This window comes from Providencia alcalifaciens (assembly GCF_915403165.1).
In the GTDB taxonomy this organism is placed as follows: Bacteria; Pseudomonadota; Gammaproteobacteria; order Enterobacterales; family Enterobacteriaceae; genus Providencia; species Providencia alcalifaciens_C.
This window is the reverse complement of record NZ_OU659204.1, coordinates 1,223,166-1,235,990: the sequence shown is the minus strand read 5'-3', so window position 1 is coordinate 1,235,990 and position 12,825 is coordinate 1,223,166. Positions and strand designations below refer to the sequence as shown.

Sequence of the window (12,825 nt, the reverse complement as noted above, 5' to 3'; positions counted from 1 at the left end):
CCATTTTTAATAAAAAATTCACTAGAAACCAAAAATGCAGTCAAATTCATCGAGATACTGCAAAATATTACGCTTATTAAAATACCCCCATACCCTAAACAAAATAAGTAATGATGACCACCCGCAATTAATAAATAATAAAGTTTCTCAATTCATTAATTTCATCTATCTTATTTAGGTCAAAAATACTGTCTTTAAGTTAAAACATAGTCATGGGAGATTCCAATGTTAACTGTCTGGGGACGCACTAACTCTTCAAACGTCAAAAAAGTACTGTGGTGCTTGAAAGAGCTGAATATTCCTTATAATCAAAAAGATGTTGGTGGCCCATTCGGTGGTGTTGATACACCTGAATATAAGAAAATGAATCCAAACAGTACAATTCCAACTTTACAGGATGAAAGCTTTACCCTGTGGGAATCCAATGCAATTTTACGTTACCTTACGGAAAAGTATGATCATTCTCACCTATTATTAGCGACTGATCTGCAAGAAAAAGCCGCTGCCGATAAATGGATGGATTGGAGCAGTGCTAATTTATTTGACCATATCAAGCAGATGATGAACAAAATCGTTCGCGTTCCTGAAGCGGATAGAGACCCAGCCCAAGCCAAAATCATTTATCAAAATATCGAAAAACTGCTGAAAATTGCGGATGATGCTCTAGCGACTCAAGCTTATTTTAGCGGGGATAAATTTGGTATTGCGGATATCGCCATTGCGCCACTGTTCTACCCATGGCATGAAATTGTGACAGAACGCCCTGAATTTCCTCATTTAGAGCGCTGGTATCAAACACTGACCAAACGCCCTGCATTCCAAGAAATTGTGATGTTACCTATCAAATAAGCATTTAGCGTGGCGTTCGTATTGAGCGCCACGGTTTTCATTTAACTCATCGGCATATAAAGCGGGTGGGTAAACTCATACTCAAACCCCATTTCTTGGCAAATTCGATTTCCATCGATTGTTTTTCCCGCGGCTTCATGCTCTTCAACCGCAAACTCAGGTGGAATTAAGCCTAAAGTCGTTGCAGATTGGGCATAAAACTGCTGACGAGTCGGGTGGTCAGGTGCACATAAATTATAGGTATGTCCACCATTGGATTGCTGGATCAACAGCAGAATTGCGGCAATGACATCATCTTGATGCACCATATTAACTGGCTGATTAGCCCCTTTGACTTGCTGTTTTCCTGCTAAGAAGCGCCCTGCATGACGCTTTTCACCCACTAAACCAGCTAATCGCAACACGTCTACTTGAATATTGGGTAAGTCATGCAGCCATTGCTCAACAGCGATTAACGCTTGTGCTGAGGCGGTTTCGCCAAGTAATGGCGCATCTTCATCAATAACACCATCCACATCACCATAGACAGAAGTTGATGATGTAAAGATGACTCGCGGAATTTGATAGCTAATTGCGCTATCAACCAATTGCTCAATCGCCACAATATACTCAGAAAGGCTGACTTTCGATGGTGGTAATAAAATCACCATCACATCCGCTTCCTCCATTAATTCACTCAAATCATCGGTATCACATTGTAATTCTGGCGTCAGTTGCAGTTGATAACAGTCAATACCAATCCTTTTGGCAGCTCCAACACCATCCAAACTCGTTTTCGTTCCCGCGACCGTCATTCCCTGTGCCATCAAGCGACTCGCTAAAGGAACACCTAACCAACCTAAACCAATAATGGCGATTTTTTTCATATTACTGTCCCGCATACTGAGAAAGTGATTACATCATTACCTCATAGATTAGCTGAAAATCATTCAACTTCCGAAGCTATTTTCCAAGGGATTAATCACTATAAAAAACCGGGAACTAATTATTATGAGTTATTTTGAAAAAAAGGGTTGCATTCATAGTATGAAATCGGATAGCTTGATTAGTATTGAATGTTTAAGCAATTATCCAAATAACTAAACGGAAGCTATTATGACTCGTATTTCACGCAACCATCATCATCACCATCATCCTGATTAGTCTTTTGGGCGATGTGTGCTGGAAGACGATCAACGACTCTTCCGGTGGCTGAAATGCGAATTGAGAAAACCCTCGGAAGATTATCTTCCGAGGGTTTTTTTATTATTAATCAAAAAGATATTTTAGGGATGTGGAGCAAAATTATGTTAGACAAATCACGTTTACGTATCGCAATACAGAAATCAGGACGTCTAAGCGAAGAATCACGAGAGCTACTAGCTCGCTGCGGCATTAAAATCAATTTACAACAGCAGCGACTGATTGCTTATGCAGAAAATATGCCTATTGATTTACTTCGTGTACGTGATGACGATATCCCGGGGCTGGTAATGGACGGTGTGGTTGACCTCGGTATTATTGGCGAAAACGTACTGGAGGAAGAAGTATTAAGCCGCCAAGCTCGCGGTGAAAACCCACAATTTACAACATTACGTCGCCTTGATTTTGGTGGTTGCCGACTCTCTTTAGCTGCGCCATTAGACTTCAACTATACGGGCGCAGAATGCTTGAATGGATCCCGCGTTGCGACCTCTTACCCATACTTACTGAAACGCTATTTTGATGAAAAAGGCGTGACATTTAAATCTTGCTTACTGAATGGTTCAGTCGAAGTCGCGCCACGCGCTGGTTTAGCCGATGCCATTTGTGACCTCGTTTCTACAGGCGCTACTCTTGAAGCAAACGGCTTAAAAGAAGTGGAAGTCATCTACCGCTCAAAAGCGTGCTTAATCCAGCGTGATGGCGAAATGTCAGCCGATAAGCAACAGTTAATTGACCGCATGATGACGCGTATTCAAGGGGTTATTCAAGCGCGCGAATCAAAATACATTATGTTGCATGCTCCAGGTGAAAAACTCGAAGAGATCATCGCACTGTTACCGGGAGCTGAACGTCCAACAATTTTGCCATTAGCAGGCGATCAAAGTCGTGTTGCAATGCACATGGTCAGCTCAGAAACTCTATTCTGGGAAACCATGGAAAAACTGAAATCCTTGGGCGCAAGTTCAATTCTTGTTTTACCAATTGAAAAAATGATGGAGTAATTCGCCATGGAACTGGGATTCAATCAACCAATTCGCTGGTCAGACTGCCTTGAAGAGCAGAAAGAAGCTTTACTGATGCGCCCCGCTATTGCCGCCTCTGGCAACATTAGCGCCGCAGTCAGTCAAATTATTGACCAAGTGCGTACAGAGGGAGATGCTGCCCTCATCGCCCTGAGCCAACGTTTTGATAAAACAGACATTACCTCTGTTCGTGTTTCACAAGAAGCCGTTGATGAAGCCCAAGCTCGCCTTGGCGATGACATTAAAGCGGCAATGAACACGGCGATTGGCAATATTCGCCGTTTCCATGAAGCCCAAAAACCTGCGCCGATCACCGTTGAAACTCAAGCGGGCGTGGTTTGCCAACAAGTGACCCGCCCGATTGATTCTGTCGGGCTGTATATTCCGGGTGGCTCCGCACCGTTGCTATCGACTGTCATGATGCTGGGAACGCCTGCGAATATCGCCGGATGCCGCAAAATTATTCTCTGCTCGCCGCCACCAATTGCAGACGAAATTTTATATGCAGCCAAACTGTGTGGTATTACTGACATTTTCCAAGTCGGTGGAGCCCAAGCCATTGCTGCGATGGCATTTGGTACCCAAAGCATTCCGAGTGTTGATAAAATTTTTGGACCGGGCAATGCCTATGTGACGGAAGCCAAACGCCAAGTTAGCCAAAGCTACCAAGGTGCAGCCATTGATATGCCAGCGGGACCATCCGAAGTATTAGTGATTGCGGATAGCCAGGCAAACCCTGCATTTACGGCATCGGATTTACTTTCCCAAGCAGAACACGGGCCGGATTCTCAGGTGATTTTACTCACCGACAACGCGAATTTTGCACAGCGCGTTATTGAAGAGACCGAAAAGCAACTAGCCGTGTTATCTCGCGCATCTATTGCGCGTGAAGCACTCAGTGCAAGCCGAGTGATCATCGCGGACTCAATCAACCAATGTGTTGAGATCAGTAACCGCTACGGGCCTGAACACTTAATCCTACAAACTCGTAATGCCGATGATTTGGTGGAATCCATCACCAGTGCAGGATCGGTGTTTGTGGGAGATTGGTCGCCAGAATCCGCAGGGGATTACGCTTCTGGTACCAACCACGTATTACCGACTTATGGTTACACATCAACCTACTCAAGCCTTGGCTTAGCTGACTTTATGAAGCGAATGACAGTACAAAAACTCTCAGCGCAAGGGTTATTAGGATTAGCCAACACCATAGAAACTTTGGCACAAGCGGAGCAGCTGACTGCCCACAAAAACGCCGTTACCTTACGAGTCACCGAACTAAAAAAACAAAATCAGGAGTGAACCATGAGCCAGACGTTTAACGCAGCCAGCCTTGCACGCGAAAATGTAAAAGTGATGACCCCGTATATGTCCGCTCGTCGCCTTGGGGGGAATGGAGATGTATGGCTCAATGCCAACGAATACCCAACAGCGCCAGATTACCAATTTATTGAGCGTAATCTTAACCGTTACCCAGAAGCACAACCTGCTGGCGTGATTAACAATTATGCGGCTTACGCTGGGTTATCTCCTGAGCAAGTATTAGTGTGCCGTGGCGCTGATGAATCTATCGAATTACTGATCCGTGCATTTTGCGAACCCGGTAAAGACGCAGTGATGTTCTGCCCACCAACCTATGGAATGTACAGTGTCAGTGCGGAAACCTTTGGCGTAGAACAGAAAAAAATCCTATCGTTACCCGATTGGTCACTGAATGTCGCCGCTATCCGCGAAAACTTATCGAATACCAAACTGATTTACATCTGTAGCCCAAATAACCCAACGGGCAACATTATCGATAATAAAGCGCTGCTGGAAGTATTAGAAATGGTGGCAGATCGTGCACTGGTGGTAGTCGATGAAGCTTACATTGAGTTTTGCCCTGAGTTCAGCGTCACTAGCTGGCTTGCCAAATACCCAAACTTAGTGATTTTAAGAACCTTATCAAAGGCTTTTGCACTGGCCGGCTTACGGTGTGGATTTACCTTGGCATCCCCTGAAGTGATTGACGTTTTATTAAAAGTTATCGCCCCTTATCCGCTCTCTACCCCAGTGGCGCTGATAGCAGAAAAAGCCCTAAACACGGATGGCATCGCCACCATGAAAAAACGCGTGTTAGAAATTCGCGAGAATCGTATTGCGCTTTCAGAGGCTTTGCGTGAATTGTCTGTCGTTGAAACTGTCTACCCAAGTGAAACAAACTATATTCTGGTGCGTTTTACCGATGGCGCTAAAGTGTTTAAAGCTCTGTGGGATCAAGGCATTATTTTACGCGACCAAAGCAAGCAACCGGGGCTAATCAACTGCCTGCGTATCACCATTGGTACCGAAATTGAAAACGTCCGTGTTATTGAAGCGATTAAAGCACTTTGCTAATTAGGAAATAGTCATGAGCCAGAAAATTCTTTTTATCGACCGTGATGGAACATTAATTACCGAACCACCGACAGATTATCAAGTGGATAGCCTCAGTAAGCTCGCCTTTGAAAATGATGTCATTCCAAGCCTATTAGCACTGCAAAAAGCCAATTATCGCTTAGTGATGATTACCAACCAAGACGGTTTAGGCACCAAGAGCTTCCCCACGGAAGATTTCGATCCGCCACACAATTTAATGATGCAGGTATTTGAATCTCAAGGTATCCGTTTTGATGATGTGCTGATTTGTCCACACATGCCTGCGGACAATTGCGACTGTCGCAAACCAAAAACTAAGCTGGTGGAAAGCTACCTCAACGACGGCGTTCTCGATATCGAAAACAGCTATGTCATTGGCGACCGCGAGACAGATATTCAACTGGCCCAAAATATGGGGATTAAAGGGCTACGCTATAGTGCCAAAGAGCTGGATTGGAATACCATCACCAATCAACTCACTAAACGTAACCGCTATGCCTTAGTCGAACGCGTCACCAAAGAAACCAATATCCAAGTGGAAGTGTGGCTTGACCAAGAAGGCGGTAGCAAAATCAGCACTGGCGTTGGTTTCTTTGACCACATGCTAGACCAAATCGCCACCCACGGCGGTTTCCGCTTACGCATTGAAGTTAATGGTGACCTGTTTATTGACGATCACCACAGCGTCGAAGATACCGGTTTGGCATTAGGCGAAGCACTGCGCATCGCGCTTGGTGATAAACGCGGCATTGCCCGTTTTGGTTTCGTCTTACCGATGGATGAGTGCCAAGCACGCTGTGCGCTAGATATTTCTGGACGTCCGCACCTTGAATATAAAGCAGAATTTAAATATCAGCGCGTTGGCGACCTGAGTACCGAGATGATCGAACACTTTTTCAGTTCGTTATCCTATGCGATGGGCTGCACGCTACACCTGAAAACGAAAGGGAAAAACGATCACCACAAAGCGGAAAGTCTGTTTAAAGTCTTTGGTCGTACCTTACGCCAAGCTATCCGTGTTGAAGGGGATACCTTGCCAAGTTCGAAAGGAGTTCTGTGATGAAGGTTGTGATCCTCGATACTGGCTGCGCAAACTTAGCGTCCGTCGCCTATGCCGTTAAGCGCCTAGGTTATGACCCGATAGTGAGCCGCGACACCAACACCATTTTACAAGCAGACAAAGTCTTTCTACCGGGTGTTGGCACCGCCAGCGCCGCGATGGAAAAACTGGCAGAGCGTGAACTCATTCCGTTAATTAAAGCGCTAACCCAACCCGTTTTAGGTATCTGCCTTGGAATGCAATTACTCGGCAGTATCAGTGAAGAAGGTCAAACAGAAATTCCATTGTTAGGATTGATCGACAGCCCCGTTCGCAAAATGGATGCAAACGGCTTACCTGTCCCTCACAGTGGCTGGAATCAAGTGAAAGCACTCGCGGGCAATCCTCTGTTTAAGGGGATAAGCGACGATGCCTATTTTTATTTCGTACACAGCTATTCAATGCCTATTTCCGCCAACACCATCGCGCAAACACAATATGGCAACCTGTTTAGTAGTGCCGTGAATAAAGATAATTTCTATGGCGTGCAGTTCCACCCAGAACGTTCGGGTGCTGCGGGTGCTCGCTTGATCCAAAACTTCTTGGAGATGTAAAAACCATGATTATTCCCGCTTTAGACTTAATTGATGGCACCGTGGTGCGTTTACATCAAGGGGATTACGCCAAACAAACAGACTATGGCACTGACCCACTCCCTCGCTTACAAGATTATGAAAAGCAAGGGGCAAAATTGCTGCACTTAGTGGATTTAACTGGCGCTAAAGATCCACAGAAACGCCAAATTCCTTTGCTGAAAAAACTGTTGGCAGGCGTGACCGTTCCTGTACAAGTTGGGGGTGGAATCCGTACTGAGGAAGATGTCAAAGCACTGTTAGATGCAGGTGCAACTCGCGTGGTGATTGGCTCAACGGCAGTGACCCAACCAGAGTTAGTCAAAACATGGTTCCTACGTTATGGTGGCGACGCTATCGTGCTGGCGCTGGATGTGCGCATTAACGCTCAAGGCATCAAAGGAATTGCCATTAGTGGTTGGCAAGAAAACTCAAACTTATCCCTTGAGCAAGCGATTGAAATGTATCGCCCTTATGGCTTAAAACATGTGCTGTGTACCGATATTTCCAAAGATGGCACGCTGGCGGGTTCCAATGTAGATTTATACCGCGAAATTAGCCAAAAATTCCCTGATATCGAAGTACAAGCCTCTGGCGGAATTGGTAATTTAAACGATATCGCCGCACTGCCAGCCTCTGGCGCAGCAGGTGTGATTGTTGGTCGTGCATTATTAGAAGGCAAATTTACCGTAACGGAGGCAATCCAATGCTGGCAAAACGCATAATTCCTTGTTTGGATGTCCGTGACGGACAAGTGGTTAAAGGGGTGCAATTTCGCAACCATGAAATCATCGGTGATATTGTCCCACTGGCTCAACGCTATGCCCAAGAAGGTGCTGATGAGTTAGTTTTCTATGATATTACCGCCTCGTCTGACGGACGTGTTGTCGATAAAAGCTGGGTCGCCAAAGTGGCTGAAGTGATTGATATTCCATTCTGCGTTGCGGGCGGGATCAAAAGCGTCGAAGACGCTGTACAAATCCTCTCTTTTGGTGCCGATAAAATTTCTATCAACTCCCCTGCACTGTCCGACCCGACTCTAATTAGCCGTCTGGCTGACCGCTTTGGCGTCCAGTGTATTGTGGTCGGTATAGACACATGGTTTGATGCCCAAACAAACGAATATTTGGTTTATCAATTCACTGGCGATGAAAAACGCACAACCCAAACCCACTGGAAAACCCTTGATTGGGTGAAAGAAGTTCAGCGGCGTGGTGCCGGAGAAATTGTTCTCAATATGATGAACCAAGACGGTGTACGCCAAGGTTACGATCTGGTACAACTGAAAAAAGTTCGTGAAGTGTGCCAAGTTCCACTGATCGCCTCCGGTGGTGCAGGGGAAAAAATTCACTTCCTAGACGCCTTTACTGACGCAGGTGTCGATGGCGCTTTAGCCGCTTCGGTGTTCCACAAGCAGATTATTAACATCGGTGACTTAAAGCAGTATTTAGCAGAAAATGGAGTTCAAATTAGAGTATGTTAACCACAGAACAATGTAATCAGCTTGCATGGCAAAAAGTCGATAACCTGATGCCCGTCATCGTTCAGCACGCTATTTCTGGTGATGTTCTGATGTTGGGTTATATGAACCAAGAAGCGCTGAAAGTCACCTTAGAATGCCGTAAAGTCACCTTTTTCTCTCGCACCAAACAACGTTTGTGGACCAAAGGGGAAACCTCCAACAATTTTCTGAATTTGGTGGATATTGTTGCTGACTGCGATAACGATACGCTGCTTGCTATGGCTCTGCCTGACGGCCCTACCTGCCATAACGGTACCACCAGCTGCTTTGCGCCAGCTCAAAGCGAGTGGGGCTTTTTATATGAATTAGAAACCATACTGAAAGAGCGCAAAAATGCCTCGCCAGAAAGTTCATATACTGCCCGCCTGTATGCTAGCGGCACCAAGCGTATTGCACAGAAAGTGGGTGAGGAAGGCGTTGAAACCGCACTCGCCGCAACTGTGAATGACCGCGAAGAGCTAACTAACGAAGCCGCTGATTTGATGTACCACTTAATGGTTTTACTGCAAGATCAAGACCTTGATTTAACCGCCATTATCAAACGTTTGAAAGAACGTCATCAGTAATTTGTTTAAGGCGCTGAGAGTATTAAGCGCCTTTTATTTTTTAATCACTGAAATATAAAGTAAAACCTTTCTTTTCGATCCTCCCTCACCACTACCTTATGAAAACCGCATTGACCATAGCGTTGTATTGAATATCATCCATCACTGCTAAGTTTAAATTCATTTAATATCAATACATTACTCATTTAAATATGAGCTCACATTGGATTAATGGTGATTATTCAACATGGATATAAAAACGCTTAACTTGGGATGGTGGAACATTGGTATTTCCCCGCCTATCAAACAGAGAAATGAAAAAATAAATGGTGTCATTACGTTAGCAGAAAATTATATTTCTCAATTTTTAAATCAACGAGACTTAGATTTTTTTGCATTATGCGAAGTTTCAGAAAATGAATCCATTTTTCTGTCTAATATTGCAAAAAAGACAAATCGCATGTTTATTAATTTAAGCAGTAAAGTCAACAACGTTATTATTGACATTGCCATTATTTATAATTTAGAGAAATTAGATTATATTAATCGCAGTTATTTGACAACAACACAACCTGATGGAAAATCATTAAGAGCTGGTGTTAAAGCTATTTTTAAAGAAGTAAAAAATGATGATATTATTATCTTTTATTTATCTCATTGGCCATCAAAACTAAGAAATAATGAGTCTATCCGTGAGAATATTGCTACTTATATACGCCAAGATATCGATAATATGTTAAGTTTGGATATTAATACTAAAATTATTTGTATGGGTGACTACAATACTCAGCCTTACTCCGTTGCATTAAGAAAAAAACTCTTTGCCACAAGAGATTTTCACATCATTAATAAAAAAAAGAGGTTACTATTCAATCCATTTTGGAAAATACTAGCTAATGGGCGATATAATAACATAGGTACCTACCTTCATAGCAGCCCTTCATTAAATCGCTGGTATGTCTTCGACCAAATGCTTTTTTCTTCTACCTTTGTTTCAACAGAGTCAACTGGAATTAAACTTGACATTGATAGTATTGACTGTCACAGAACAATTAATGATATTAATAATAAAACCATAGATAATATTTATTTAAATCATTTCGATCACTACCCTATTTTTTGCGGATTAAATTATGAATAACCATGATGATATTTTGGCACTATTAAAAACAGCCCTAGAGAAATCACTTAATGTTATCGTGTTAAAAGAAAATATTGAGAGTGAAATTATTTCCATTTTTAAACTAATAGAAAAATCAACAAATAATATTGTTTGTATTAAGATTAAAAATCAACCAAAAGCAGATGCGCTTTCACGGTTAAGCAATTCAGTCTCTAGCTATGATAAAGCTGTCATATTGAATAACAGCGAAAATGATTCCATCAAAAATACGTTATGCGCTTACACCATCAATAGGGAGTTAGGATTTCCTGTTTTAATAAAATATGATGATGAAGAGTTTTCATGTAATGACATCAGTGCACTAAAAATAACGCTTAAAAATATCATTACTCACCCTAAGTCATCCATGATGATTGCCAATATATTTAAAGGTCGAGATGCATGCTATTGATACACATATTCATCTAAAAATCGAAGTATGGTTCCATTTAACATCCAGAGTGCGCCTAGTTCCAACAGGATAAACTTGCTATCATTCCCCTCATTTGATGTGGACTTTTGAAGGAGCTCGTTGTGTCTGACAATGACGTTTTTACACAATTAACCCAATTACTGAATAGCCAAAATGCAAAATATCGCGTGATGGAACACCCAACGGCGGGAAAGTCTGAGGAAGTGGCAAAAATCCGCGGAACGCAGCTAGGTCAAGGTGCCAAAGGGTTAGTCTGTCATGTGAAAGGAAATAGTATTCGCCAACATGTTTTAGCCATCTTACCTGCTGATCAACAAGCGGATTTAGGTAAAATTGCCAAAGCCATTGGCGGTACTCGTGCCTCATTAGCTAGCCCGAAAGAGGTCGATGAACTCACCCACTGTGTTTTCGGCGCTATCCCGCCATTTAGCTTTCATCCATCACTGAAGCTTATCGCTGACCCCTACCTGTTTGCCCGATTTGATGAACTCGCGTTTAATGCGGGAAGCCTAGAACGCTCAATTATTCTCAATACCCAAGATTACCAGCGTATCGCTTCACCCACTTTAGTCGAGTTTATTCGCACAAATGATGAATAACTCATCATACTGATTGATTAGGAGCCACCATCATCAGCTGGCTCCTAAATGACACTTAACGTGGTTTATCCAAATAATAGGCTGCGATGGTTTCAACAACAATCTGCTCATTGGGTACAACATCATAATCTGGAATAGTAACAATGAAATTTACCGTTTGTTTTGGTTTAATTGAGCTCGTCACCCTATAGTTTGTTTCCCCAATAAACACGCCATCCTTCAGTAACTCAAATCTAATATAGGTCTGATATAAAACAACATTTGAAACATTCGTAATGTTGCCAATTATCTCAGGGTAATCCAGTTGATCGTTATATTTGATTTCAATCTGACTGATATTAATCGGTGCGGGATATGCGACTGCTTTTTCAGATGAGGCATAAAGAAAAGAGGGAAAACAGCTACTAATAATGGGAAGCAACAAAATACAACGATAATAAGCCAATAAATGAAAAATACGACAAGTTAATTTTTTCATAGGCGTTGACTCAAATTAAAACTGCATGAGTTTGATACTGCATGAGTAAACCTAACACCTGACTGCCTAATTAACATACTCGTATTATGGTAATAAATAAGCCAAGGTAATCACAAAATGATGAGTGATTAATCCTAAAAAAGGGCTATCTAGTGATAACCCTTCAAATTGAAAAAATAAATTTTAAGTACTATGACCCATTAATGAGTTTGGTCATACTGTTCGCTAGCCTCTTTTAAGGCCAGAAAATCCGAACTGCAAATAAACATTTTTAACGCATCGAACTTATCTTCATGCCATTCATAGATCTTCAACGCTAATAATTGCTCTATTACATCAGGGGAAAAACGAGTATTAATTGGCTTTGCAGGGTTACCACCAACAATGGTGTAAGGTGCCACATCTTTAACCACGACACTGTTTGCCGCTATCACCGCGCCTTCGCCTATTTGAACGCCTGGCATGATAAATGCCCGCATCCCAATCCAAGCGCCGTCACCAATAGTGGTATCGCCTTTACCAATATAGGCTTCTTCAATATGTTCAAGAAAAGGGTACAAACAGAACCAATCTAGTCGATGGGTATGATTTCCCCCCATCAAAATAACGGCTTCAGCCCCAATACACACATAATCGCCAATATAGAGTTGGTCTACATTCCAAGCTAACTGCCAATCTCGGCTCTGTTCATCGCCTTGTAAATAACGCACTACGGACGGTTCAAAACCCTCATCCCAACAATCACTATAATAACTGTGGCATCCTTTAATATGGATATTGGGATTTTGAACAACTTCATGTAATAACTGCGTTTTCGACCAATGTTTATTTTTCATGGTAAATAACCTTTAAATCCGTATTTAATTACCATAGAACGCATTCTATGGTGATGTAATTGCGTTCACACTACATCACCGCTAACCGATCCTCGGCTGCTTTAATAATGGATTATTAATCATATC

Annotated in this window: 15 protein-coding genes and 1 other annotated feature; of the genes, 12 read left to right on the top strand and 3 right to left on the bottom strand. The window is 42.7% G+C overall.

Going from position 1 to position 12,825, the window contains the following annotated elements; translation table 11 throughout:
• Positions 1-225: 225 nt before the first annotated feature.
• Positions 226-849, top strand: coding sequence for a glutathione S-transferase family protein (locus tag LDO73_RS05520; protein ID WP_224060545.1), 624 nt, complete (start codon positions 226-228; stop codon positions 847-849).
• A gap of 41 nt (positions 850-890) precedes the next feature.
• On the opposite strand, the gene LDO73_RS05515 is transcribed toward LDO73_RS05520, so the two are convergent.
• Positions 891-1,715, bottom strand: a complete 825-nt coding sequence (locus LDO73_RS05515; RefSeq protein ID WP_224060544.1) for an SDR family oxidoreductase — start codon at positions 1,713-1,715, stop codon at positions 891-893.
• Positions 1,716-1,967: 252 nt separating this feature from the next.
• Positions 1,968-2,095, top strand: a sequence feature (His leader region).
• A gap of 40 nt (positions 2,096-2,135) precedes the next feature.
• Here LDO73_RS05515 and hisG point away from each other — a divergent pair.
• The 11 genes from hisG to LDO73_RS05460 all read left to right on the top strand — a co-directional run bounded on the left by hisG (position 2,136) and on the right by LDO73_RS05460 (position 11,385).
• The gene (gene hisG, locus LDO73_RS05510; RefSeq protein WP_036952018.1) at positions 2,136-3,035 is read left to right on the top strand and encodes an ATP phosphoribosyltransferase; all 900 of its coding nucleotides are present in this window, start codon (positions 2,136-2,138) and stop codon (positions 3,033-3,035) included.
• Between the two features lie 6 nt (positions 3,036-3,041).
• Positions 3,042-4,358 carry a histidinol dehydrogenase gene (hisD, locus tag LDO73_RS05505; protein WP_224060543.1) on the top strand — a complete coding sequence of 439 codons (1,317 nt, stop codon included), beginning with the start codon at positions 3,042-3,044 and terminating at the stop codon, positions 4,356-4,358.
• A gap of 3 nt (positions 4,359-4,361) precedes the next feature.
• Positions 4,362-5,432: a histidinol-phosphate transaminase gene (hisC, locus tag LDO73_RS05500; protein ID WP_224060542.1), complete on the top strand. Its 1,071-nt coding sequence runs from the start codon at positions 4,362-4,364 to the stop codon at positions 5,430-5,432.
• 13 nt (positions 5,433-5,445) lie between these two features.
• On the top strand, positions 5,446-6,513 hold the full coding sequence (hisB, locus tag LDO73_RS05495; protein WP_224060541.1) for a bifunctional histidinol-phosphatase/imidazoleglycerol-phosphate dehydratase HisB: 1,068 nt from the start codon (positions 5,446-5,448) through the stop codon (positions 6,511-6,513).
• A complete protein-coding gene (gene hisH / locus LDO73_RS05490; protein ID WP_224060540.1) occupies positions 6,513-7,106 on the top strand; it encodes an imidazole glycerol phosphate synthase subunit HisH in 594 nt (197 codons plus the stop codon). The genes hisB and hisH overlap by 1 nt, the downstream gene beginning before the upstream one ends.
• 5 nt (positions 7,107-7,111) lie before the next feature.
• The gene (gene hisA, locus LDO73_RS05485; RefSeq protein WP_224060539.1) at positions 7,112-7,849 is read left to right on the top strand and encodes a 1-(5-phosphoribosyl)-5-[(5-phosphoribosylamino)methylideneamino]imidazole-4-carboxamide isomerase; all 738 of its coding nucleotides are present in this window, start codon (positions 7,112-7,114) and stop codon (positions 7,847-7,849) included.
• Entirely contained in the window at positions 7,831-8,607 is a 777-nt protein-coding gene (hisF, locus tag LDO73_RS05480) for an imidazole glycerol phosphate synthase subunit HisF (protein ID WP_224060538.1), read from the top strand. The genes hisA and hisF overlap by 19 nt, the downstream gene beginning before the upstream one ends.
• Positions 8,601-9,212 (top strand): bifunctional phosphoribosyl-AMP cyclohydrolase/phosphoribosyl-ATP diphosphatase HisIE, encoded by a 612-nt coding sequence (gene hisIE / locus LDO73_RS05475; protein WP_224060537.1) that lies wholly within the window; start codon positions 8,601-8,603, stop codon positions 9,210-9,212. Before hisF ends, hisIE begins: the two co-directional genes overlap by 7 nt.
• A gap of 226 nt (positions 9,213-9,438) precedes the next feature.
• Positions 9,439-10,332, top strand: a complete 894-nt coding sequence (locus tag LDO73_RS05470) for an endonuclease/exonuclease/phosphatase family protein (protein ID WP_224060536.1) — start codon at positions 9,439-9,441, stop codon at positions 10,330-10,332.
• Positions 10,325-10,765, top strand: coding sequence for a hypothetical protein (locus tag LDO73_RS05465; RefSeq protein ID WP_224060535.1), 441 nt, complete (start codon positions 10,325-10,327; stop codon positions 10,763-10,765). Before LDO73_RS05470 ends, LDO73_RS05465 begins: the two co-directional genes overlap by 8 nt.
• 191 nt (positions 10,766-10,956) lie before the next feature.
• Positions 10,957-11,385, top strand: coding sequence for a YbaK/prolyl-tRNA synthetase associated domain-containing protein (locus LDO73_RS05460; protein WP_224061138.1), 429 nt, complete (start codon positions 10,957-10,959; stop codon positions 11,383-11,385).
• A gap of 55 nt (positions 11,386-11,440) precedes the next feature.
• Here LDO73_RS05460 and LDO73_RS05455 read toward each other — a convergent pair whose 3' ends face one another.
• Positions 11,441-11,863 (bottom strand): FxLYD domain-containing protein, encoded by a 423-nt coding sequence (locus LDO73_RS05455; RefSeq protein ID WP_224060534.1) that lies wholly within the window; start codon positions 11,861-11,863, stop codon positions 11,441-11,443.
• Between the two features lie 200 nt (positions 11,864-12,063).
• On the bottom strand, positions 12,064-12,699 hold the full coding sequence (locus tag LDO73_RS05450; RefSeq protein WP_224060533.1) for a CatB-related O-acetyltransferase: 636 nt from the start codon (positions 12,697-12,699) through the stop codon (positions 12,064-12,066).
• Between the last annotated feature and the right edge of the window lie 126 nt (positions 12,700-12,825).

Coding starts and splice junctions, on each gene's coding strand:
- LDO73_RS05520 (WP_224060545.1), top strand. CDS start 226: ATGTTAACTGTCTGGGGACGCACTAACTCTTCAAACGTCAAAAAAGTA.
- LDO73_RS05515 (WP_224060544.1), bottom strand. CDS start 1,715: ATGAAAAAAATCGCCATTATTGGTTTAGGTTGGTTAGGTGTTCCTTTA.
- hisG (WP_036952018.1), top strand. CDS start 2,136: ATGTTAGACAAATCACGTTTACGTATCGCAATACAGAAATCAGGACGT.
- hisD (WP_224060543.1), top strand. CDS start 3,042: ATGGAACTGGGATTCAATCAACCAATTCGCTGGTCAGACTGCCTTGAA.
- hisC (WP_224060542.1), top strand. CDS start 4,362: ATGAGCCAGACGTTTAACGCAGCCAGCCTTGCACGCGAAAATGTAAAA.
- hisB (WP_224060541.1), top strand. CDS start 5,446: ATGAGCCAGAAAATTCTTTTTATCGACCGTGATGGAACATTAATTACC.
- hisH (WP_224060540.1), top strand. CDS start 6,513: ATGAAGGTTGTGATCCTCGATACTGGCTGCGCAAACTTAGCGTCCGTC.
- hisA (WP_224060539.1), top strand. CDS start 7,112: ATGATTATTCCCGCTTTAGACTTAATTGATGGCACCGTGGTGCGTTTA.
- hisF (WP_224060538.1), top strand. CDS start 7,831: ATGCTGGCAAAACGCATAATTCCTTGTTTGGATGTCCGTGACGGACAA.
- hisIE (WP_224060537.1), top strand. CDS start 8,601: ATGTTAACCACAGAACAATGTAATCAGCTTGCATGGCAAAAAGTCGAT.
- LDO73_RS05470 (WP_224060536.1), top strand. CDS start 9,439: ATGGATATAAAAACGCTTAACTTGGGATGGTGGAACATTGGTATTTCC.
- LDO73_RS05465 (WP_224060535.1), top strand. CDS start 10,325: ATGAATAACCATGATGATATTTTGGCACTATTAAAAACAGCCCTAGAG.
- LDO73_RS05460 (WP_224061138.1), top strand. CDS start 10,957: ATGGAACACCCAACGGCGGGAAAGTCTGAGGAAGTGGCAAAAATCCGC.
- LDO73_RS05455 (WP_224060534.1), bottom strand. CDS start 11,863: ATGAAAAAATTAACTTGTCGTATTTTTCATTTATTGGCTTATTATCGT.
- LDO73_RS05450 (WP_224060533.1), bottom strand. CDS start 12,699: ATGAAAAATAAACATTGGTCGAAAACGCAGTTATTACATGAAGTTGTT.